Origin of the sequence: Domibacillus indicus, assembly GCF_023715895.1 — a bacterium.
Lineage (GTDB): Bacteria > Bacillota > Bacilli > Bacillales > Domibacillaceae > Domibacillus > Domibacillus indicus_A.
Genome location: NZ_JAMBOO010000010.1, coordinates 16,812 through 40,880, shown reverse-complemented (window position 1 = coordinate 40,880; position 24,069 = coordinate 16,812). Strand labels below are relative to the sequence as shown.

The 24,069-nt window shown below is 42.7% G+C and carries 17 protein-coding genes; 15 read left to right on the top strand and 2 right to left on the bottom strand.

What is annotated here, in order from left to right:
* Positions 1-483 precede the first annotated feature (483 nt).
* The 9 genes from M3221_RS15050 to M3221_RS15010 all read left to right on the top strand — a co-directional run bounded on the left by M3221_RS15050 (position 484) and on the right by M3221_RS15010 (position 11,544).
* Entirely contained in the window at positions 484-2,094 is a 1,611-nt protein-coding gene (locus M3221_RS15050) for an ATP-binding protein (RefSeq protein ID WP_251272560.1), read from the top strand.
* Complete coding sequence (locus M3221_RS15045) at positions 2,081-2,770, top strand: response regulator (RefSeq protein WP_251272559.1); 690 nt, start codon at positions 2,081-2,083, stop codon at positions 2,768-2,770. The genes M3221_RS15050 and M3221_RS15045 overlap by 14 nt, the downstream gene beginning before the upstream one ends.
* 168 nt (positions 2,771-2,938) lie before the next feature.
* The gene (locus M3221_RS15040) at positions 2,939-4,243 is read left to right on the top strand and encodes a CitMHS family transporter (RefSeq protein ID WP_251272558.1); all 1,305 of its coding nucleotides are present in this window, start codon (positions 2,939-2,941) and stop codon (positions 4,241-4,243) included.
* A gap of 278 nt (positions 4,244-4,521) precedes the next feature.
* On the top strand, positions 4,522-5,496 hold the full coding sequence (locus M3221_RS15035; RefSeq protein WP_251272557.1) for a sugar-binding protein: 975 nt from the start codon (positions 4,522-4,524) through the stop codon (positions 5,494-5,496).
* A complete protein-coding gene (locus tag M3221_RS15030) occupies positions 5,493-6,926 on the top strand; it encodes a sensor histidine kinase (protein ID WP_251272556.1) in 1,434 nt (477 codons plus the stop codon). Before M3221_RS15035 ends, M3221_RS15030 begins: the two co-directional genes overlap by 4 nt.
* Complete coding sequence (locus M3221_RS15025; RefSeq protein WP_251272555.1) at positions 6,923-8,290, top strand: response regulator transcription factor; 1,368 nt, start codon at positions 6,923-6,925, stop codon at positions 8,288-8,290. The genes M3221_RS15030 and M3221_RS15025 overlap by 4 nt, the downstream gene beginning before the upstream one ends.
* A 132-nt stretch (positions 8,291-8,422) precedes the next feature.
* A complete protein-coding gene (locus M3221_RS15020; RefSeq protein ID WP_251272554.1) occupies positions 8,423-9,715 on the top strand; it encodes an ABC transporter substrate-binding protein in 1,293 nt (430 codons plus the stop codon).
* Between the two features lie 49 nt (positions 9,716-9,764).
* Positions 9,765-10,721, top strand: a complete 957-nt coding sequence (locus M3221_RS15015) for a carbohydrate ABC transporter permease (RefSeq protein WP_251272553.1) — start codon at positions 9,765-9,767, stop codon at positions 10,719-10,721.
* A 1-nt stretch (position 10,722) separates the two neighbouring features.
* Complete coding sequence (locus M3221_RS15010) at positions 10,723-11,544, top strand: carbohydrate ABC transporter permease (RefSeq protein WP_251272552.1); 822 nt, start codon at positions 10,723-10,725, stop codon at positions 11,542-11,544.
* Between the two features lie 205 nt (positions 11,545-11,749).
* Here the strand turns inward: M3221_RS15010 and M3221_RS15005 are convergent, their stop codons facing one another.
* The gene (locus M3221_RS15005) at positions 11,750-13,081 is read right to left on the bottom strand and encodes a prolyl oligopeptidase family serine peptidase (RefSeq protein WP_251272551.1); all 1,332 of its coding nucleotides are present in this window, start codon (positions 13,079-13,081) and stop codon (positions 11,750-11,752) included.
* A gap of 88 nt (positions 13,082-13,169) precedes the next feature.
* On the bottom strand, positions 13,170-15,557 hold the full coding sequence (locus tag M3221_RS15000; protein ID WP_251272550.1) for a beta-glucosidase: 2,388 nt from the start codon (positions 15,555-15,557) through the stop codon (positions 13,170-13,172).
* Between the two features lie 446 nt (positions 15,558-16,003).
* Between M3221_RS15000 and M3221_RS14995 the strand changes: the two genes are divergently transcribed.
* The 6 genes from M3221_RS14995 (at position 16,004) to M3221_RS14970 (ending at position 24,022) form a co-directional block, all read left to right on the top strand.
* The gene (locus M3221_RS14995; RefSeq protein WP_251272549.1) at positions 16,004-16,582 is read left to right on the top strand and encodes a TetR/AcrR family transcriptional regulator; all 579 of its coding nucleotides are present in this window, start codon (positions 16,004-16,006) and stop codon (positions 16,580-16,582) included.
* A 39-nt stretch (positions 16,583-16,621) separates the two neighbouring features.
* Positions 16,622-18,070, top strand: a complete 1,449-nt coding sequence (locus M3221_RS14990; protein WP_251272548.1) for a DHA2 family efflux MFS transporter permease subunit — start codon at positions 16,622-16,624, stop codon at positions 18,068-18,070.
* Between the two features lie 405 nt (positions 18,071-18,475).
* Positions 18,476-19,117 carry an NAD(P)-dependent oxidoreductase gene (locus M3221_RS14985; protein WP_251272547.1) on the top strand — a complete coding sequence of 214 codons (642 nt, stop codon included), beginning with the start codon at positions 18,476-18,478 and terminating at the stop codon, positions 19,115-19,117.
* A gap of 530 nt (positions 19,118-19,647) precedes the next feature.
* Complete coding sequence (locus M3221_RS14980) at positions 19,648-20,607, top strand: aldolase catalytic domain-containing protein (protein ID WP_251272546.1); 960 nt, start codon at positions 19,648-19,650, stop codon at positions 20,605-20,607.
* A gap of 274 nt (positions 20,608-20,881) precedes the next feature.
* Positions 20,882-22,882, top strand: a complete 2,001-nt coding sequence (locus tag M3221_RS14975) for a TRAP transporter permease (RefSeq protein WP_251272545.1) — start codon at positions 20,882-20,884, stop codon at positions 22,880-22,882.
* Between the two features lie 144 nt (positions 22,883-23,026).
* Positions 23,027-24,022: a TAXI family TRAP transporter solute-binding subunit gene (locus tag M3221_RS14970; RefSeq protein ID WP_251272544.1), complete on the top strand. Its 996-nt coding sequence runs from the start codon at positions 23,027-23,029 to the stop codon at positions 24,020-24,022.
* The last annotated feature ends 47 nt before the right edge of the window (positions 24,023-24,069 follow it).

Genomic DNA, 24,069 nt, shown 5'->3' with positions numbered 1-24,069 from the left:
TCAAATGATCCGATCTTTGCTGTGTGTATCAAACATGAGTTAATGAAAATTATTTATTTTTTTTGTTTTAAGTAAGAAAATTTTTTTCTTCTTTTTTATTCTACTAGAAAAGAAACGGTTTTGGAACTGTTTTCATAAAAGAGTGTACGTTACTTTTCTCTTTCTTTGTCAGCTGTTAAATGTTCGGGTGCTTATAGCTAGTATACCCTTTTTAAAAAGAATCAGCCGATTATGGAACGGGAGGAAAACTGCCTTCACACAGGCATTCTTCGTTTGATTCCAAACGTTTAAAGTAATATACCCTTTTTCACACAAATGAAAGGCGTATGCAAAGGAAAGCGCTCTATATACGAATGAGAAATAACCCTTGTCTGCTTTCTGCTAACAGGTATACTTAAAAAGAAAAATAGAGGTTCATTTTTTGCAGCTAAACATGTTAGCGCTTTAACAAAAGATAAGCAGCATAAAGGTGGGAGAAACATCATGCTTTTTAAACCGGTGCGATTGAGCCTGCTGACTCAAATTGCCCTTCTTTTAACGATAGTCGTCATCATTAGTACATTTTTAGTCAGTCTCCTTTTTTCTTCCATGATCGATGAAATGGTTGAATCCTATATGGGAAAGCAGGCAATGACTGTCGCAAAACTTGCGGCACAGAATGAAAAAATTATCGATGCCTTCCAAGAAAAAAATCCTACTGTAACGATGCAGCCGATTGCTGAGACAATACGTAAAACAACCGGAGCCAGTTATGTCACGATTGTCAATACGAAAGGAATTCGCTACACAAACCCGAATCCTGATTCGATTGGCAAACATACAGCGACTAGTAATGACGCTTCCCTTTTAAGAGAGCAATCGGTTATTTATAAAGATACGGGCATATCCGGCCCGGCAATCAAAGCAAAAACGCCTATATGGAACGAACAGGGAAAGGTGATTGGTGTTTCGTCCGTTGGGTTTTTATTAAATGATGTAGAAGAACAGACAGATGTTTATCGAACGAAAATTATCCAGCTCGCTATGATTCCGTTAGCCATTGGAGCTGTAGGAGCCATGATTATTGCACGAAGGATTCGAAAAGTTATTTTAGGACTTGAACCGGAGGAAATTTCCTCTTTATTCAAAGAAAAAGAAGCTACACTGGAATCTATTCGGGATGCAACCATTGTGATCAATACACAGAATCAGGTTTCATCGATGAATAGGAAAGCCCGTCTGCTATTTGGCGGCCAAACCATCCAAAAAGGATATGTAATAAAAGAGAAGAAGCTTCAAACCCTTTTAAAAGAAGTACTTACTTTTAAAGAAGAGAGGATCAATCAACCGGTTGTATTTGAAAACCAGCTTTTCATTGCGGATTTGTCTCCATTTTTAAAGAATGGCCAGACAGAAGGCGTAGTACTGACAGCCCGGCCTATGTCAGAAGTTGAAAAGCTGACGGAAGAATTATCTCAGATGAAAGCATTCTCTGAAAATATGCGGTCACAAAATCATGAATTTTTAAATAAGCTGAATACGCTTTATGGACTGCTGCGATTAGGGCAGTATGAGCGAGCGATGCAGTTGATTTCTCAAGAAGTCCAGGAGCGGCAGGATGTCATCTCCTTCTTGGTTTCATCTGTAGCGGACCCTATGATCGCTGCTTGTCTGCTGGGAAAATTGAATCGGGCAAAGGAACAGCAAGTATCTTTAACCATTGATGAAGAAAGCAGTTTATCTCTTTCACTTACTGCCCAGGAAGCTCAGCAGATGGTTTCGATCATTGGAAATATCATAGACAATGCGCTGGAAGCGGCACGCACCGAAAAAGGAAGAGAAGGAAAAGTTTCCGTGTCATTTACGGACTTTGGAAAAGAAATAGTGTTTGATATTGAAGACAATGGAGCGGGTGTTCCGGCTCATATGGAAGAAAGGATATTCCAAGAAGGATATACGACCAAAACAGGAGAGAATCACGGTATTGGTTTGACGATTGTCCAGCATGCTCTGCAGCAGCTGGGGGGAGATCTTTACTTAAGCAAAAGTCAGCTTGGGGGTACCCGGTTTACCATTGTTGTACCTAAAAAGGAGGAATTTGATGGAGACGATTAAAGTGATTATTGTAGAAGATGATTATGAAGCAGCAGGAATTTATAAGCAATTTACAGACCAGCAGCCTGGTTTTGATGTGATTGCAACCGCTGGATCAGGCAGACAAGCATTAGATTTGTTAAAGGTGGTGCAGCCTCATTTGATTTTACTTGACGTTTTTCTGCCAGACACCAACGGTATTGAACTGCTAAAAGAAATCAGGAAACAGCATTGGGGAGTTGACGTCATTTTAATTACAGCGGCTAATGATACCGAAACAGTCAGCCAGGCGATTCGCGGGGGTGCATTTGGCTACTTAATAAAGCCAATTATGATTGATAAATTGATTGTAACCTTAGAGGAATACAAGCAGATGCGATCACAGCTTTATGAGCAGAAAAAAGTGGATCAGGATAAAGTAGACCGCATGTTTCGTACTGCTCAATCCAAAAAACAATCTGGCACTAGTACCGCTCAGCTGCCAAAAGGAATCGATAAACATACGCTAAAACTGGTCAGGGAAAAAATAAAAACGGTTGAAAAAAGCTTGAATGCGGATGAGTTTAGTCAGCTGTTCGGTATTAGCTATTCCACAACCCGTCGTTATTTAGAGTACCTTGTCTCTACTCATGAGATGGAGGTACAAGTGATTTACGGTAGCATCGGGCGGCCGGAGCGAAAATACAAATCTCTTTAAAACCGCAAAGCTGCAGCTGCGGTTTTTTTTGCTGTGAAAAATAAGAAAAAAACGATTATTACAATTAAAAGAGTAAAAACAATTTTTAACTACACGCAATATCAGAAGATTGATACTCTTTTCTAAAGAAAGCGCTATCAACAAATGAGAAGTAAAGGAGATGAATATATGTTAGCTGCATTGGGATTTTCGATGGTCGCGGTATTTATGTATTTAATTATGTCAAAAAAATTATCGGCTTTGGTGGCTATTATGCTTGTACCGATCGTATTTGGTATTCTCGGCGGCTTTTTAACCGAACTGGGACCGATGATGCAGGAAGGCGTTGAAAGCATTGCCTCCACCGCTATCATGATTTTGTTTGCGATTTTGTATTTTGGCATTATGATTGACTCTGGCTTGTTTGACCCATTGATCGCCAAAATTTTAAAGATTGTAAAAGGCGATCCGCTTAAAATTGTACTGGGCACAGCGGTTCTTTCTATGACGGTTGCCCTTGATGGGGATGGAACGACTACCTATATTATTACGGTTTCTGCCCTGCTGCCATTGTATAAGCGGCTTGGCATGAATCGGCTTATTTTAGCCACAGTTGCTATGCTCTCGATGGGGGTAATGAATATGACTCCATGGGGAGGGGCTTCTGCGATGGCCATGGCTTCCCTCGGGCTGGACGCATCTGAATTGTTTATTCCGATGATTCCCGTAATGGGTATCGGCCTTGTCTGGGTTCTTACGGCCGCTTTTTTACTGGGCCGAAAAGAACGAAAACGGCTTGGTGTAATTGAGCTTGATTCTGCTCATCAATCAGCGGAGAACACAGGACTTGCCGCCACAACGCTGAATGTGGATTACAAACGCCCAAAACTGGTTTGGTTCAATTTATTGTTAACGATTGTTTTGATGGCTTCTCTGATCATTGACTTTATGTCCTTGACTATTTTATTTATGATCGCCTTTGGTATTGCTCTTCTTGTGAACTACCCAGATTTAAAAGACCAGCAGGAACGGCTGGCTGCCCATTCTAAAAATGCATTAGCTGTTGTTTCCATCGTGATTGCAGCAGGAATTTTTACCGGGATTATGTCTGGAACAAAAATGATTGATGCCATGGCTGTAACGCTTGTATCTATTATTCCAGATTCATTCGGCCCGTTCTTGCCGGTGATCGTTGCTTTTTTAAGCGCCCCTTTCACATTTTTTATGTCTAATAACGCGTTTTATTTTGGAGTTCTTCCTATTATTGCACAGGCGGCGGAAGCATATGGGATTAGCGCTGTGGAAATTGGACGCGCTTCCTTGCTTGGCCAGCCTGTCCACGTTCTCAGTCCGCTTGTGGCAGCAGCTCACCTGTTGATTGGACTTGTCGGAACAGAGTTTGGCGACTTGCAGCGGTTTGCGGTTAAGTGGGCACTAGGCACTACAACCGTAATGACAGTGGCGGCCGTTCTTTTTGGAATTATCTCGATTTAATGAACGACTGTGAACAGAATAAGCTTCAAACAAAAGGCTGCTTTCGCGAAAGCAGCCTTTTGTCATAAATATCGGCAGGTCTTGATATTCTATGAGTGACTAAAAAGGGAAAGAAAACACAGAAAGTTTATTAGTTGAATGATAAATGCTGCTTGCTTTTATTTTTAATGGAAGATTAAAGGAAACAAAACGATCCATAGAGAAGTAAATAGGAAAAGGCTAGATGGACAGATAAAAGCATCGAATAAATGAAAACGCTTACTATAAGGAGGAGATTTATGAAGCGGCTTGCATATGGCATCCTGCTCCTTGCTTTTCTCGCGGCATCAGCCTGTATGATTTACTATGGGAAACTAACATTTCATATGAAAAAAGCAGAAGCAGAGCATGATAAATCCATGTACCACTTTGTCTTGATTCCGGAAGAGCTGGATAACGAATATTGGCGTTTAGTTGAAAAAGGAGCAAGAGATGCAGCCAGCCTGTACGGTGTTTATTTAGAGTATGCAGGTCCCCGGCAGGCCGATTACAGCGAGCATTTAAAAACACTTGATACGGCCATTGCAGGTAAAGTAGACGGTATTTTAATGCAGGGCGGAAAAAGTGAAATGCTGACAACGTTAATATCAAAAGCACACGACAAAGGAATTCCGGTTATCACTGTGGACACAGATGCTCCAGAGACAGAACGGGCTGCATATGTAGGAACGAACAATTATTATTCAGGTTTTTTAGCAGGGGAGGCACTCTTAGCGGATACAAACGGTCCACAGCGGGTGGGTATCGTAACGGGACGGTTTCAGTCCGAAAATCAGAAACAGCGGGTAGAGGGCTTTAAAGAAGCGATTAAAAAAGAAGAACGGATTCAAATCGTTGGAATTGAAGAGTCTTCTATTACAAAGATCGGCGCCATTGAAGCAACATACCGCCTGTTTCATAACCGTCCTGACATCACGGCCATTTATGGTACCAGCGCTTTAGACGGGATCGGTATTGCCGGTGTAACCCGGTACTTTAATAAAAAAAATATTTATGTGATTGCATTTGATACACTTCCAGAAACCCTGTTTCTTTTAAATGAGCAGGCGATTCAGGCTACCGTAGCCCAGGATCCGTATGAGATGGGTTACAACGCAGTAGCGTCATTAATCAAGCTGAAAGCAGGAGAAAACATTCACCCTCTTCAGTATACGGATACATCTATTATTCGAAGAGAGGATTTACCGATTGTGGAAGGAGAAAGCGGGTCATGATTACGATCAGGAAAAAGCTTCTTCTTTATTTTTTGGTGTTTGTAGTCTTGTTTAATGTCGTTTCATACTCTATCTACGCAAGCAGCCGGCAGCTTGTGAATGAATATCATAAAAGCTTTCAAGGGTTTCTACTTCTGAATGAAATATCCCAGCAGTCTGCTGCACTGTATGAAGGAGTCAATTCATATGCGATTGAGCGGGAAAAGAGTTCCTTGGAAAAAGCAAAAGCGGCCCAAATGGTTTTACTTGAAAATAAAGAGAGGATAGAAGCAACCAATACAGCCGATATCCAGCCCGAGTCCATGACCATGTATCAGGAAATGATGGATACTCTTGTTGAAGAAAGCGATAAAACCATTCAAGCGATTCAGACAGAGGCGGTAGATGAATACCCCGGTCATTTACGTGAAGTTCGGAATGTCTCCGGTTATGTACAAGAAGCCACGCTCGCCTACTTAAACTTAGAATTAAATGAATACCAGCGATTTTATGATCAAATGGAAAAGCGAAATACAGCTTTTAAGCATTTTATTATCAGTTTATTTGTCTCCACGCTGCTTCTTGCTGTTTTCATGGCTCTTTGGTTCTCAAGAGGGATTACAAAGCCCATACATACGTTAACGAAGGCGGCAGCCGAAATGTCTGCCGGGCGGCTCGATGGGCCGGATGTTTCCGTTCCAACCAGAGATGAAATTCATCAGCTCGGGGAGTCTTTTAACCAGATGAGAAGAGACATGCGCCGTTTTATTGAAGAAATCAAAGAAAAAGCAGCGCTCAACCAATGGCTGAAGGAACTGGAATTAAAGCAGCTTCAAAATCAAATTAATCCGCATTTTTTATTTAATACTTTAAACACCGTAAAGCAAATGTCATACCTGGAAGATGCCCCCATGACTACACAGCTGATTGAATCCGTGTCATCCCTCCTCCGGTACAGCCTTGGGGATTTGCAAAAATCTGTTACATTGGCGGATGAAGTGGCAGCGGTAGAGAGTTATTTTGCCATACAAGAAACGAGATTTTCGGACCGTGTTTCTTTTCATTTATCTGTAGAGGAACAATGCCTTCCCATCTCTATGCCAGCATTGATCTTGCAGCCGATTGTAGAAAATGCTTTTATTCATGGGATTGAAAATAGAGAGGAAGGCGGAGAAATCTCTGTCGTTGTGACGAGCAGCCGCACACAGGCTGTTATTGAAGTAAAAGATAACGGGGCGGGCATAGACAGGGAAACTCTTCAAAAGCTAAGAGAAGGCGGGAAGGCAGCGGAACATACCGGGCACTCGACTGGAATCGGTTTGGAAAATGTCATAAAGCGGCTGCATCTCTTCTATAAAGAAAAAGGATCTTTTTCTATTTCATCGACAGAAGGAATGGGAACCACCGTTCAAATTCGTATACCATTTTATGAAGGGAGAGGAATAGGATGAAGGTGATTGTCGTTGACGATGAAATGATTGAACGAAAAGCGATGCGTAAGCTGCTTGAGCAGCATATTCCACAGATTCAGGTAGTAGGTGAGGCCGGGAATGGGCGGGTAGCGATTGAGCTTGCCGAATCGCTCCATCCCGATTTAATGCTGATGGATATTAAAATGCCGGGCATGAATGGTCTTGAAGCGATTCGCCATATTCGGTCAAAGCAGCCTTCCATTCGTTTTATTATGATGACAGCATATGCTTCTTTTGATTATGCAAGAGAAGCGATGATTGAGGGAGTAAAACACTATCTTGTTAAACCAGCTAAAAGAGATGAAACGATTCAAACGATTTTACAAGTACAAGAGGAAGTAAAGGAAGAACAGGCCTCAGAAGCTGCCCTTTGGCAGCTTGTACTCGCTAAAGTAATGCAGCAGGACATGAATGAAGAAGTGTGCAGGCGCCTGCGGATGCTTCACCCCGAGGCAAAAGTCGGTTTTATGCATGTGTATGAATGTCCAGATGCAAATACAAGGGAAGACATTATCGAACAGCTTAACGAGCACTCCCCGTTTCCTTTTTTGGCGGCTCATCCACAGGCCGGCGGGCTGGCTGTTTTATTTTTAAGTAAGGAATGCCAGAAGTCAGATGTGCTTCTTTTAGCCAAGTCTATCGTTCGCTCCTGGCCCGGTAAAATCACTGTAGGAACAAGTGCTCCCTGTCCCTTAAAACAGCTGGGATCCTCTTATTCGGAGGCTCTGCTTGCTTTTCAGCAGCTAAAAGCTGGACGCGGGGCATCATACGGGTTCGCGGATCAGAGTGCTTCTTTTTCGCATAATGCGGTTGAAAAAGCGATTATGAACCGCCATCCTTTAGATACTCTTTTTACCCGCTATTCGCTTAATCAATTAAAAGAAGAATTGGTGCATGTCAAAAAAGAAATGGCCGCTATCGGTGTTTACGTTGATGATGTAAATATTATGGAAGCGGCATTTATTGAAGACTGCCTTGCTTTTGGCAATGAATTGGCCAGCCGAGTCGCTATGCATCGGCAGGGAAGAGAAATGATTGCAAAAGCAAAAACATTTATCCATACACACTTTCATCAGCAAATCAGCCTGGAGGATGTGGCTGATCACGTACAGCTAAGCCCAACGTATTTCACAAAACTGTTTAAAGAAAAAATGAATGAAACCTTTATTGGTTACTTAACCAATTATAGAATTCGAACGGCTAAAAAGCTGCTTCAGCACACCAATTTGGGACTGAAAGAAATTGCGGATCGAACAGGGTATAATGATCCGAATTACTTCAGCCGTGTATTTAAGAAAGCAGCTGGCTGTTCACCAAAAGAATACCGGAAATCTTTTTCTTAAGCAGGGGCTGAAGCCGCTGTTTTTCTTTTGCATAAAAAAGTACAGAAAATCATAAAAGATTTCAGAAAAGTCGCCTTCTTAAGAGAGATATACTTATTTATGTTAACGCTTACAATAAAGGGGGCTAAAGGCATGAAGAAAAGACTGGGACTTATCTTAATGATGATTTTAACGCTCGTTTTATCTGCCTGCGGATCTAACACACAAACGGAAGAAGGAAGCCAGGGCAGCAGCGGGGGAAGCGGGGAAAAAGGAAAACTCGATATTTTCAGCTGGTGGACGGGTGCAGGCGAGGAAGACGGCTTAAAAGCACTTCTTGCCCTGTTCGAAGAGAAATATCCGGATATTCCAATTGAAAACGCTGCTGTAGCCGGAGGGGCTGGAACCAATGCGAAAGCCGTATTGGCGAGCCGGATGCAGGGGAATGATCCGCCCGCTACTTTCCAGGTGCATGGCGGTTCAGAGCTGAATGACAGCTGGGTAGCAGCAGATAAAATGGAGCCGCTTAATGATCTGTATGAGCAGGAAGGATGGAATGATAAATTTCCAAAAGAATTAATTGAACTTGTCAGCAAAGACGGCAATATGTATTCGGTGCCGGTCAATATTCACCGTGCAAATGTTCTTTGGTATAACAAGAAAGTCTTCGAGGAAAATGGCATTGCTGTTCCAACAACGTTTGATGAGCTCTTTGAAGCTGCAGACACTTTAAAAGAAAAAGGCATTACGCCGCTTGCACTTGGAGACAAAGAGCCATGGGCAGCCACACACTTATTTGAAACGGTCCTGCTTGGCGAGTTGGGCGCAGAGGACTATAAAAAGCTTTGGACAGGCGAATTGGCTTTTGACGATCCAAAAGTTAAAAAAGCAGCCGAAACGTTTAAAAAGATGCTCACTTATGTAAATGAAGATCACAGTTCCCGCAACTGGCAGGATGCTGCGCAGCTTGTTGGAAGTGGAGAAGCAGCGATGAACGTTATGGGTGACTGGGCAAAAGGATACTTTACGAATGATTTGAAACTGGCTGTCAATAAAGATTTTGGCTATGCACCAACACCTCGAACAGAGGGAACATTCGGCGTTATTACGGATACTTTTGGTCTCCCGAAAGGGTTAAACAATTCAGAAGATGTAAAGAAATTCCTTAGTGTACTTGGATCGGTTGAAGGCCAGGATGCTTTTAACCCATTAAAAGGTTCTATTCCAGCTCGTATTGACGCAGACGTATCAAAATACGATCAATATGGAAAAGACACAATGGAGGATTTTAAATCTGCCGCGCTTGTGCCAAGCTTAGCGCACGGCTCAGCAGCACCAGAAGGATTTGTAACGAAGGTCAATCAAGCGGTTAATATTTTTGTTACACAGGGAGATGTTGATCAGCTTGTTCGTACGCTTCAATCGGCAGGAACCGAATTAAAATAAAGCAGAAACCCTCCGTACGGGGGGTTTTCTTTACAAGGAGGCATCTACTATGGAAGCAGTAAGAAAAGAAACAGCCAAGGGAGAAAAAGTGTCTAAAAAAAGCTATTCCTCTGACCAATGGATGGCGCTTGCTTTTTTGCTGCCTTCTTTTTTGCTGATCGTCATTTTTGTATATGGATTTATCGGCTGGACAGGATATGTGTCACTGAGCAACTGGAATTCACTTATTCCTGATTTCTCTTTTGCCGGCTTGAAAAATTACATGTATTTATTCAGTGATTTTCGTTTTCAAGCTGATTTACGCAATACTCTCTTCTTTACGATTCTCTTTATCGGCCTGGTGATTTTATTCGGGCTGTCACTGGCTATTCTGCTTGATCAAAAGCTAAAAGGAGAATCCATTTTCAGAAATATTTTCTTTTTCCCTATGGCATTGTCGTTTGTTGTGACCGGCGTCGTGTGGCAGTGGTTATTAAATCCTTCAACGGGAATTAACTTATTTTTAAACACATTTGGGATTACACCTAAGTGGTACACAGATACCAATATTTTAGCGGGCTTTCAATGGGGACAGATTGAATTTGGCCTGCCGGCTGCGCTGATTGCCGTAGGGATTGCGGCTGTCTGGCAAATGACCGGGTTTTCATTGGCTATGTATATTGCAGGGCTTCGGGCGATCCCGGATGAAACAAAAGAAGCGGCCCGTATGGATGGGGCTTCTGAATTTCAAATTTACCGGCAGATTATTTTGCCCCAGCTTCGCCCGATTACAGTGAGTGTCATTATTATCATGGCGCACATTTCCTTAAAAATATTTGATTTGATTTATTCGATGACAGGTCCTGGTGCAAACTTTGTAACGGACGTTCCAGGTGTCTATATGTTTGAAACAACATTCCGGGGTAATTATTATGCGAACGGAGCTGCGATTGCGATTATTATGCTTCTCAGTGTTGCCATATTTATCGTTCCATACTTACTAAACAGCCGAAAGGGGGAAGCGTAATATGGTCATCAGGGCGTTTACAAAACCGGCCAGCTACTTCGTGCTGATTGCGGTCAGCTTATTCTTTTTGATGCCGGTTTATGTCATGATCATTACGAGTTTAAAGCCGCTGGATGAAATTACGCTGGACCAAATGTGGACGCTGCCATCCTCGCTGGATTTCAGCAGCTATGGAGAAGCTTTTTCCAAACTTGCGCCAAACTTGATGAACTCTTTTTATCTCGTTATACCAGCTACTTTGCTGTCTGCTCTATTAGGGGCGATGAGCGGGTATGTACTTTCGAAGTGGCGGTTTAGAGGGTCGGAGATCTTATTTACTCTTATGCTGTTCGGTATGTTTATCCCTTATCAAAGTATTTTGATTCCGCTGATTCAGTTTTTACGAGAAGCGGGGCTGTATAACTCTATACCTGGGCTGATTTTTGTTCATGTTGTGTATGGCATCCCGATTACCACGCTGATGTTTCGAAACTTTTATGTGAATATTCCCGATGAAATGATTGAATCTGCCAAAATTGATGGAGCTAACTTTCTTGGCGTGTTCCGACATATTATGATTCCATTGTCGGTCTCAGGATTTGTAGTAGTGGCCATTTGGCAGTTTACAAACATCTGGAATGAATTTTTATTTGCGGTTACCATTACAACCGCTGATCAGCAGCCGGTCATGGTCGCGCTGCAAAACTTATCGGGAAGCCAGATTGTCCAGTGGAATGTTCAAATGGCGGGAGCGCTGCTTGCTGCACTGCCTACGCTGTTGGTTTATATTCTTCTCGGGAAGTATTTTGTGAGAGGCCTGCTGGCCGGATCAGTAAAAGGATAAAAGGAAAAGCCGCTAGTGAAAGAGCGGCTTTTTTTAATTTCCTCTTTATTATCCTTTGCAAATCATGCTTTGGCGCAGTCTTCATTGCTGATGGGTCTTTTTCGCCGTTTAATTCAGGGAATGTTGTTAAAGCACATTAAACATTTAAGAAAAACATAAAAAGGGCAAGTTCACAAAAAGTGAATCTTGCCGCAAAGTTTGATTTTTAGTTTTGAAGAGATTGTTCAGCCAGCCAATCCATGAGGGTAATCGTGTTTCCGTTTATTACGGTATCTACTTCATTGTTAAATACATAGATCCATGACCAGTGGCCGTTATATTGATACGGTGTACCATCTGCATTCATATACAAACCAGACGTATCATGGACATCCTCAAATAAAGACAGGTGGACATTTTTTGCTCCAGCAGCAACCAAGCGCTCATACGTTGGCACTGTGTTAAGAGAAGGGGGCAATATTGTATCATTTTCTGCCGTCACGAACCAAGTTGGTGTTTGTTTCACGCTTTGAATGTCCTCGTCAGAGATAAGTGAGTTGTTTAACCCTTCACATACCGGGAATGCCGCTGCAAAGTACCCAGGGTAATCCCGCGTCATTAGCATGGTCATATATCCTCCATTAGAAGCGCCGCCAATGTAAATTCGGCTTGGATCAATATCTGGGTTAGTAGCCACCTGTTCTTGAATTAACGCCATCAACGCTTCCTCATATTTGGATGTTCCGTCTGCTCTGCCAGTGATTCCATCCATCCAGTAAGTCGGTGCCTGCGGTGCTAAAACGTACGCTCCGTCAAAATGGTCTTGAATATCTTCTGTGGCAAAGTTAACCGCTTTATTTGCAGACAGCGGAATCGTACCATCTGTACCGCCTTCACCGCCACCATGCAGCCAAATGATCAGCGGATTTTTCTCTTTGTCTTTCTCGGGAGCGTAGTTCGCATAGGATAGTGTTATATGATTATATGTGGCTTGGCCGGTAGAGAAATCCTTTACAAGCTCTTTTGTTTCTCCCGCAAATTGGTTAATAACCAAACCCGAAATGACTCCAGCGTTTGTTTGGATATCTTTTTGCTGCGTAATGGTGTATTTATTTTCTGTCCAGTCATTAAATCCTGTTCCGGCTGCATCGTAGTTTAGGGCAGAACTCAAAGAGCTTGCTGGGCTTACTTCCATTTCCAGAACGGCGTATCTGCCTGTTTTAACGGCAGGATTGCCTTTTTTATCTGAAACGTAAACATTGGTAATCTTCCGGCTGCCTTCCTCCAAAAACGGTGTTTTTAAGCGGTGATCGCTTCTTTTTACATGCACAGAAAATGTATCAGGTGTAATAGAACCTTTTGGAACAGATCTTCCTAAATCTACAATTAGTTTTGTGTTGACTGCTCCCCAATCTTTAATTTCAGTAACAGTCTGGTAAGAAGCCGGCTGTGTTTTTACTTCTTGAGCCGCTGCTCCTGTACTGTAAGAAAGCAGTGCGCCGGCTGCTAATGTAGAGATCATGGCTGTTTTTGCTTGTGTTTTTATTTTTTTCAACATATCCTTTGGCCACCTTTACTCGTATTAATTTTGAAAGCGTTTTTATAAAATTTTGCTGCTAATGATTACTTGCTTTTATAGAAAGTCGTTATCTTTTTGAAAGACGTTCGATAGCTGTTCCGGGTTCCAGTACATCACTGACCTTTTCAACAATGATGTCTTCTGCGACTGTAAAAGTGGCCGTGTCTTTAATATCCTCAGAAGAAGCGCCCACTTGAATAGTGTACGTGCCTTTTTCAAGCACCCAGGCAGAAAGTTCTTCACTGAATGATGCTAAATCCTTTGCACCCAGTTCAAACGTTACTTTTTCTTTTTTTCCTGGCTTCAGTTCGGCCGTTTTAGCGAATGCTTTCAACTCTAGAGAAGGCTTTTCCAATTTTCCGTCAGGCGCAGACACGTATACCTGGACTACTTCTCTTCCTGGTACTTTTCCAGTGTTTTTTACGGCCGTACTAATAGATAGTGTGTTCTTAAATTTCTTTGTGGCTTTTACTTTGTCGTATTCAAATGTAGTGTAAGACAAGCCATAGCCAAATTCATAAGAAGGTTTTACATTAAAGGTAGTATTGTAGCGGTAACCAACATAAATATCCTCTTCATAAGGGAATCCATCCGGTGAGCCAGGATAGCGGTCCGCATACGGAAGATCGGTATAATCAACCGGGAATGTTTGAGCTAGTTTACCAGATGGATTTACTTTGCCAGTCAAAACATCCGCAACAGCGTTTCCAAGCTCCTGCCCCGGCTGCCAGGAAAGAAGGATGCCATCTACTTTTTCTTTCCAGCTTTCCACTTCAACAGGACCTTCTACGTTTAAGACAGCAATCACTTTCTTGCCTTGATCGCGGTACGCTTTGGACACTTTTTCTACCATTTCTTTTTGTGAAGGAGACAAATAAAAATCTTCTTTGGCGCGATCGACAGCATAAGAACCAGGAGCAGTGCCAATTACAACGATTCCAATATCCGTGTTGGCTGCTGCTGTTTGCACATCCTCGGTAATATCCATCTCAGGAAGCTTCGGTCCAACAGAACCGAAAGTGCCCGGTGTTCCTTTGTACGCATCCTGGCTCCGTAAGTCTGCTGCATATTGGTCGTATTTTGTAAGCAGAGATTCATTCAACGTCAGTCCGGCAGTTCGTAGTCCTTCTGCAATGCCAAGCTGATAAGGCGCATAAACGAGAGCACTTCCTCTTCCGCCGGTGTTGATTTCACTAACGGGGACGCCAAATAAAGAAGCGCTTACATTGTTTTTGATAGGCAGAGCCTGATTCTTGTTTTGCAAAAGCACCATTCCCTGGGCAGCTGCCGTTCTTGCTACTTTTGCTCCTGCTGCAAGGTCTGGTGAGTTTGTTGGCTCTGCTCCTTTGAAGGTAGGGGACTGCACAACAATTTGAAGAATTTCTTTAACATTTCGATCTAAAATTTTTTCATCTAAAAGCCCACTTTCAACAGCTGCGATAATAGCTTCCGATTGCGCTGCTCTTCCTGGCATTAATAAGTTTGTACCTGCTTCCATTTGCTTGACGATGTCCCGGTCGGCAAACTCCCAGTCTGTCATCGCAAATCCAGTAAAGCCAAAATCATTTCGTAACACATCTGTTAGTAATTCTTTGTTTTCGGTTGCGTATGTGCCATTAATTTTATTGTAGGAATCCATTATCGACCAAGGCTTCGCTTCTTTTACTGTCATTTCAAATCCTTTTAAGTAAATTTCCCGTAATGCTCTTTGACTGACGATCATATTTCCGTTATTGTTTGTCCGCTGATTGAAAGCCGCAAAATGTTTAATCGTTGTGCCCACACCATTTTCTTCTACACCATTAACGAAAGCTGTGGCTAATTTACCCGTAACAATCGGATCCTCTGAAAAATATTCAAAATTCCTTCCATTTAGTAGATAACTTTGAATATTCATGCCGGGAGCAAGAAGGAGGTCGATCCCATAGGCCTTCATTTCTTCACTAGTCGCGTCTCCGACTTCTTTTACCAAATCAGCATCCCAGGTAGAGGCGAGAACCGTTGGGGAAGGAAACTTCGTTGCGTAGTATGTTTTTGCATCATTTTCTCTCGTTGGACTAATCCGTACACCCATTGGTCCGTCTGCCAATACGATAGCTGGAATACCTAAACGCGGAATGGCCTGTGTTTGGCCGGCAGCACCCGGAACTTTAGTTGATTGGCCGCCGATTATTTCTCCATTTTCAGAAGTTAACCCTCCTTTATTGCCGCCTACCAATAAAAAGGCTTTTTCTTGCAAGGTCATAGCGTTTATAACCGCATCGATTGACTCTGCATTAACCAGTTTTGGAACCGTATTTGCGGCTTTAACAAACCCTTCTTTTTGCTGTATTTGATCAGTAGAGATTGTTTCAGAGGCGGACACATAAAGATTAGTACTAGAAAGAAGAAGCCCGCTTGCAAGTACAGCAACTACTAATTTATTACCTGTGTCTTTCTTTGAACGTTTTTTCACCATTTATCCCCCTCAATCCTTATTGTTTGAAGCGCTTTCATAAAATGAGAAACTTGGCTTTTTCTCAGTGTAGCGCTTTAAAACAGGAAGCCTTTCTAAACTTTCTTATGATTATCTGCAATTTTTTAAGCTGCTAGGAAAAAAGAACTGGATATATTGCCTGCTTTTCCGCTTTGTTATAGTTGTTTTGAACGGGCAGGCTCGCTATATGCTTCATAAACTGTTAACCGCTTAACGAGTTCTATGATCCTCTGTTAAACAGCAGCCATCCCAAGCAAATATGTACAAAGCTTTGAATAAAATTCTGCTTCTGCATTTTAAACAAACTGTTAGTCTCCGACTTGAGCATTTAGGTAATAAATAAGTTAATGAAGTTTTCTACATTGACAAATGTAAAATAATGCATTATATTAGACCGGTCGGTTTAATTTGTGAAGAGGTGAACTATGACCAAAAAGCTTAATACGAAAGGGATGCTGATTGAAACAGCTTCCAGGCTGTTTCGTATGCGTGGATATGACGGAGTTGGCCTTAATGACATTTTGAAAGAAAGCGGGATTCCAAAAGGATCGCTTTATCACTATTTTCCTGAGGGAAAAGAAGGGCTGGCTGTTGAAGCCATTCGTCATACAAAGGGCGTAGTGATTGGTTTTATTGAAGAAGTGTTCGAGCGAACTGAAGATCCAATCAAAGCTGTTCAGGACCATATTTGCGAATTGGTCGAGGTAATGCGGGATGAAAAAGAGCCAGTTGGATTTCCAATCGGAGCAATTGCATCTGAAAAACATTCGACGAGCGAGCCTATTCGAAAAGCCTGTCATTCAGCATTTGAAGAGTGGAAGGAAACGTATTCTAGAAAGTTCATAAAGGCTGGATACAGTGAAAAGCAGGCAGAGGATTTTGGTATCATCATTCTTGCCGTCATAGAAGGAGGCATTCTTCTTTCTCTTACAGCCAAGAGTGATAAGCCTCTTCGTGTGATCGCGGAGCAGATACCGATGCTGCTGACTAAGAAAAGCAGGTAATTTGAAGAAGGCTTAGCCTTTAAAGGGAGGAATGGATAGATGGCAGCAAGTACTGCAGCAAAGCAACAAGAAAATGTGAAAACGACCCCTATTTTAATTTCCTTCTTAATCGCGGGATTTATTGGGTTATTTAGTGAAACAGCGCTTAATATGGCGCTTGGAGATTTGATTCAGCAGTTCAATGTAGGATCTGCAACGATCCAGTGGCTGACTACGGGCTACTTATTAACACTGGGGATATTAGTTCCGGTGACGGGCCTTTTGCTGCAATGGTATAGCACAAGGCAGCTGTTTATGGCAGCTTTGCTTTTTTCGATTATCGGAACGCTCATAGCGGCATTAGCACCCAGCTTTAGCATACTGATGGTGGCACGGGTCATTCAGGCGCTTGGAACAGGCCTGCTTCTGCCGCTCATGTTTAACACGATTTTATTGATTTTCCCTATTCATCGAAGAGGCGCCATTATGGGGCTGATGGGCTTAGTAATCATGTTCGCTCCGGCGATCGGGCCCACAATTTCTGGTTTATTGATTGAAAACTTAACCTGGCACTGGATTTTCTGGCTGTCGTTGCCGTTTTTAGTGTTTGCGCTGTTTTTTGGCATGGTGTACATGCAAAACGTATCTACGATTACAAAGCCGAAAATTGACGCCGTTTCTGTTGTTTTATCCTCTCTTGGTTTTGGAGGCATTGTTTACGGCTTCAGTACAGCCGGCGAAGATGGATGGTCGAGCTCTATCGTAATGACTGCTCTTGCGGTTGGATGTGTGGCGCTTGTTTTATTTTCTCTTAGACAATTTAAAATGGAGCAGCCAATGATTGATTTGCGTGTGTTTAAATACCCGATGTTTACGCTTGGGCTTTTCATTGTTTTTATCGCTTTTATGGTGATTTTGTCTTCCGCTATCCTGCTGCCTTTATACTTGCAGACGGGACTGGGATTAGCAGCTTTTACAGCCGGTCTTGTTCTTTTGCCGGGCGGAGTGCTGAACGGTTTAATGTCTCCGCTGACAGGTCGTATTTTTGATAAATACGGACCAAAGGGATTGGTAATTCCGGGGTTTATTCTTGTCATTGTTACCTTATGGAGCTTATCCCGTGTGACAACGGAAACATCTATGTTAGCGATTATCGTGATGCATTCTCTTCTCATGATCGGTATTTCCTTGATCATGATGCCGGCTCAGACAAACGGCTTAAATCAGCTGCCAAAAAACCTGTATCCGGATGGAACTGCGCTGATGAACACGTTGCAGCAGGTGTCTGGAGCGATCGGTACAGCCGTAGCAATTACGATTATGTCTTCGGCACAGCTTGATTTCATGAAGAATGTAAAAGACCCAACGGACCCGTCTGTGATTGGAGAAGCGTTAACCGCAGGCGTGCAAAACGCTTTTACTTTCGGTTTGATCCTGGCTGTCATTGGTTTGGTTTTTGCTTTCTTTCTTAAGACTGCTAGCTTTAAGCAAGCAGAATCAAACAGATAAATGCTTTATGAATCTTCCTAAAGCGCAAAAAGCGGCCGTTTGACCGCTTTGAGACTGACGACAAAGTCGTCAGTCTTTTTTTATGAGAGCTGTCACTGTCCAAAACGGGCAGGAGGCTTTTCGGGAAATATCGCTTCTTAAAAAGAGGCGATAGGGAAGCCGCGCGCCCTGCGCCTAATCGGCTTTCCTCAAAACAGCCGTACTCCTTGCCTGTGAAGGAGTGAAACGATACTCTGACAAACGATTCTATTTATATGTAAAAAGGAAAGGCCCATTGTTGACTTTTCTATTTGTAACAATTATAGTTACAAATAGAATGAATTACTGCTTTATGCAGTTTCTTTTTTTGGTTTAGATGTAACTTTTTTTGTTACATATATTATGATACGCTCAGGAGGAAAAAAGATGAAAATTGGAGTAATTGGTGCAAGTGGGAAAGCGGGAAGTTTCATTTTAAAAGAAGCGGTCTCAAGAGGACATGAAGTAACCGCCATTGTCCGCAATGCTTCAAACGTACAAGATGAAAAAGCAGCCGTCATCGAAAAAGACATTTTTAATTTAAAAGCAGAGGATGTAAAGGTATTTGATGTAGTTGTGAATGCCTTTAATGCCGCTCCAGGCGAAGAACATCTGCATGTGGAAGCGGGCCAGGTACTGATTGAAGCGCTAAAAGGCGCGCCGAAAACAAAATTAGTTGTCGTAGGGGGTGCTGGCAGCTTATTCGTAGATGAAGCAAAAACAGTTCGAGTATTCGAAACACCTGATTTTCCAGAAGCCTATCTTCCAACAGCTGTGAATATGGGAAAAAACCTGGCTGAACTGGAACGCACAAGCGGTATCACGTGGACATACATCAGCCCAGCTGGATTCTTTGACCCGGCAGGCAAGCGTACAGGCACGTACCAAAAAGGTCAGGACAATCTAATTTTAAATGCAAAAGGTGAAAGCTACATCAGCTATGCAGACTATGCGATTGCTGTATTAGATGAAATCGAAAATCCAGAGCATGTAAATGCACGTTTCTCGGTTGTAGGGGAATCCGAATAATCGCTTTGTGAAATAACGTCATTTAGCTGATCATTCTGCAAAGCAGAACAAATGAGCACCTTTAAGTTGAAAACAGGTATGGAATCCCTGAATTAACTTGAAGGTGCTTTTTCTATGGGGACGAAAGTGAGTTAGGCAGCAGAAAGAAAAAGGGAATGGCTGCAAAACGTCCTCACCCATCTACAGCTGTTGAATGGGGAAATGAACTTATATCATCACGGATTATTTTGGGACATCGCTGGAGAAGTTAAAAGCATAGGGTGAGGCAGCGATAAAGAATTCGTTCCGTTAAATCCCCGTTTTCTATGTACAGAAGAACGCCCTTGGGATACAATAGCAGAAACAAACGGGGAAAAAGGAAAAAAACAGATGATTTTTGGCGAAAAGTATCAAATATTGAAAAAAGTATTGACAGTCTAATGGAAAACATGATATAAACATAACAAGATACTTTATCACATAAAAGCATAAAAGCATAAAAGCGCGAAAGCAAATATGCTTTAACAGAAGAAACAGGAGGAACGACGACTATGGAACAACGCAGCAAGATTATCGACTGTACAATTCGTGACGGCGGTTTAGTTAATAACTGGGATTTCAGCATTGAATTTGTTCAAGACCTCTACAATGGTTTGAGCGAAGCAGGTGTTGAATATATGGAAATTGGATATAAAAATTCCGCGAGACTTTTAAATGCGACTGAACCTAATCCGTGGAGATTTCTTGATGATAACTTTTTAAAAGAAATTCTACCGGAGAAAAAATTCACGAAGCTGTCTGCGCTGGTTGACATTGGCCGTGTCGATCCGAATGACGTTCTTCCGCGCGAAGAAAGCCCTCTGGATATGATCCGGGTAGCCTGCTACATCCGTGAAGTAGATAAAGGTTTAGAGCTTGTACAAATGTTCCATGATTTAGGCTACGAAACATCTTTGAATATTATGGCACTATCAAGTGTGCCTGAACATCAACTGATCGAAGCCTTTGAAATGGTAAAAGAAAGCCCGGTTGATGTAGTATATATTGTAGACTCATTTGGAAGCCTAGACCCTGCTGACATTGAGCATCAGGTGAAAAAATTCAAATCGATGATTCCAAACAAACAGCTTGGCATTCATACTCACAATAACATGCAGCTGGCATTTGCGAACACGCTAACGGCCCTGCGCAATGGTGTGACATTCCTTGATTCTTCTGTATACGGCATGGGACGCGCAGCAGGAAACTGCAACACAGAACTTCTTGTGAGCCATATTCAAAAACCAAGCTACGAAATGAAGCCTGTATTAAAAGTGATTGAAGACCATATGCTGGAAATGCGCCAGAAATGGGAGTGGGGCTACATTATTCCTTACATGATCTCAGGCGTTTTAAACGAACATCCACGTGTGGCAATGGCATACCGTAACAGTGAAGACCGTGATAAATATGTTCAGTTCTACGACAATGTCACGTCCCCGGAAGCGAGCCTAGCGCCGACATCCAAATAATCAGCTATATAATTTAAAGTCTGGAAGAATATTCTTCCAGACTTTTTTGCTGTTTCTTCCCTTTTCATTTGGTGAGCTCCTTTGAGGAATATTTAAAGGAAAGAGCGCATAAAATTAATAACATTTTTTTATAAAGTCTGGAAGAAAATCTTACAAAAAAAGGCTTTGAGCATTTTGGTTCATCTATAGTTAAAATTGTAAAAAATGTTTTGTTTTTCAAAGACCTTCAACTAAAAAGTTTCATAGTGAAACGAATGAAAGGAGAAGATGTGGATTGACAACCAAGCATAAAGCGGGCTACTTGTCGGAAGAAGAACAGCAGCTGCTGCTGGAAAAGTATGACCCGGAAGCAGGGACGCGAAAATTAACCGGCCTGATCGGATACATCGCTTTTTTTGGCCTTTTGGCTTTTTCTCTGTTTCAGCTTTATACAGCTGTTTTCGGTGTCTTCACGGCTCAAATTCAGCGAACTGTGCATTTAGGCTTTGCCCTTTCCTTAATTTTTCTGCTGTTTCCGGCTAATCGAAAAAAGCGGCAAAAAGGAAAGCTGCAGGTAGCCTGGTACGACTTGATTTTCTCTATCTTAAGCATCGGTGTAGGTGCGTATTGGCCGCTCCGTTTTGAGGAACTGGTCATGAGTGTCGGCCGTCTTGAGCCGCTGGATTTCGCGGTTGGCGTGACAGCAATTGTACTTGTACTAGAAGCAACCAGGAGAACCGTTGGCCTGCCCATTATGATCATTGCGCTCCTTTTCATGCTTTATGGACTTTTTGGCTCGTACATGCCAGGCTTTTTGTCTCACCGCGGATTAACCCTGGAACGTATGGTTCAAACGATGTTTTTCACAACAGAAGGAATTTTAGGCACGCCACTAGCTGTTTCATCTACTTTTATCTTTTTATTTCTATTATTTGGCGCTTTCTTAATACGGACAGGCGTTGGACAGTACTTTAATGATCTTTCCATTGCCATTGCCGGTAGAAGCATTGGCGGGCCTGCGAAAGTAGCGATTTTTTCAAGTGCCCTTCAAGGAACCATCAGCGGAAGTTCTGTTGCGAATGTGGTAACGTCCGGTGCTTTTACGATCCCCATGATGAAAAAACTTGGTTACAAAAAAGAATTCGCTGGAGCTGTAGAAGCATCGGCTTCAACAGGCGGACAGCTCATGCCGCCTATTATGGGTGCAGCCGCTTTTTTGATGGTTGAGTTTATCGGAAACGGCATTACATACTGGGATATCGCCAAAGCAGCTGCCGTCCCGGCGATTCTGTACTTTTCGGGCATTTGGATTATGACCCACTTTGAAGCAAAACGGCTCGGGCTGCGCGGGCTGACAAAAGAAGAAATGCCAAGCAGAAAAGAAGTATTTGGGAAAATGTATCTACTTATTCCAATTATTGCAATTGTTATATTGCTTATGTCTAATATAACCGTTACGCATGCTGCTCTTTATTCCATTGTCATCTCTATCATTGTTGGTTTTATCAATAGAGATGCAGGCATGAAAGCTGTTGACATTGTGTATGCATTAGTGGACGGGGCCCGTACAGCTCTTGCTGTAGCGGCTGCGACGGCAGCAGCCGGGATTATTGTAGGCATTGTGACAAAAACCGGGTTGGGGTTGAAACTGGCCAATGGCTTAATTGATCTTGCAGGCGGTTACTTAATCCCTACGCTTATCCTGACGATGATCGCTGCACTTATACTCGGTATGGGTTCACCAACAACGGCGAACTATGTGATCACTTCTACGATTGCAGCACCAGCTATCATTTTACTCGGTGTACCCGATTTGTCTGCTCATTTATTTGTGTTCTACTTTGGTATTATCGCCGATATTACACCGCCCGTGGCACTGGCCGCTTTTGCAGCAGCCGGCGTGTCGGGAGGAGAACCGATTAAAACCGGGATTGAATCGTCCAAGCTGGCCATTGCCGCTTTCATTATTCCCTATATTTTTGTTCTCTCTCCAGAATTATTGATGATTAATACTACATGGGGAGAAACAGCGTGGGTTGTCCTGACTGCGATGATTGGCATGATTGCCATTGGAGCCGGTGTGATCGGCCATTGGATGAGGAGCATGCATTGGCTGGAACGAATCATTGCGTGCATTGTGGGACTGCTGCTTATTTACCCGGAAACCATTTCTGACATTACGGGGTTAGTGATGTTCGGCGTACTGCTGGCCTTACAGTATTTATGGAAGCAGGACAAAGGGGGCGGAAGCGCCTTTCAAGGCAAGTCCGAAGCAGATTATTCAAAAGTAAAATGAACGGTTATTGTCGATTCATTTAAGTTTAATCAAAGACAGGAAAACAAAGTGAAAAGATCTGCTTGTTCCTGCTCTTCTATATATAAGAAAAATTTGTTCAGTCCGTAAAGCTAGATTTAAGGAAAAGAAAGGGAGGATGTATGTATGAAAAAATCTCGTTTCAGTTTATTATTTGGCACAGTGCTAATGACGGCGGCCATTACGGCTGCCTGCGGTGAAAGCAACGATGGCGGTACGGCCGACACAGGTGAAGGAAGTGGAAGCGCAAGCCAGGATTTAAGCTTGCTGACAGGCGGAACGGGAGGCACATATTATCCGCTTGGCGGGCAAATCGCTAATATTATTTCCGATCAAACGGATGCAAAGATCACTCCGCAGACAACTGGCGCTTCTGCAGAGAATATGGAAACACTGAGGGCCGGAGAAGCAGAGCTGGCTTTTTCTCAAACAGATATTGCTGCTTATGCCATTGAAGGAAAAGAAATGTTTGAAGGAGACCCCATTGATAATGTCCAGGCGATCGCTTCCCTGTATCCGGAAACGGTGCAGCTTGTGACAACCGCCAAAAGCGGCATCAAATCGGTTGAAGATTTGGAAGGAAAAACGGTCTCTGTCGGAGCACCTGGATCGGGCGCTTACATTAATGCCATGCAGGTGTTAGAGATTCATGGAATGTCGGACAAAGACATTAAAGCTCAAAACCTTTCTTTTGATGAATCGACGGACGGCATTCAGTCTGGAAACATTGATGCAGCATTTATCACAGCTGGGACACCCACTGGTGCAGTAGAAGCATTATCAGCACAAAATGATGTCGTGATCATCCCGATTGCTGACGATAAAATCCAGGAGCTTGTTGAAAAGTATCCATATTATGCAGAAGACACAGTCCCAAGCGGAACCTATAAAATTAAGGAAGATGTAAAAACGGTTGCCGTTAAAGCCATGCTTGTAGCGTCAAAAGACGTCGATGAAGATCTGGTGTACGAAATGACAAAAGCGCTTTATGAAAACACCGATCAAATCACTCACGCCAAAGGAGAATTTATTACACCGGAAACGGCTCTTGAAGGTTTAGGCGATATGGAGCTGCACCCAGGGGCGGCTAAATATTTTGAAGAAGCAGGCGTTTCCAAGTAAACACCTTTTAGTCGATAGGCTGCACCGCGGCCTGTCGACTTCATTTT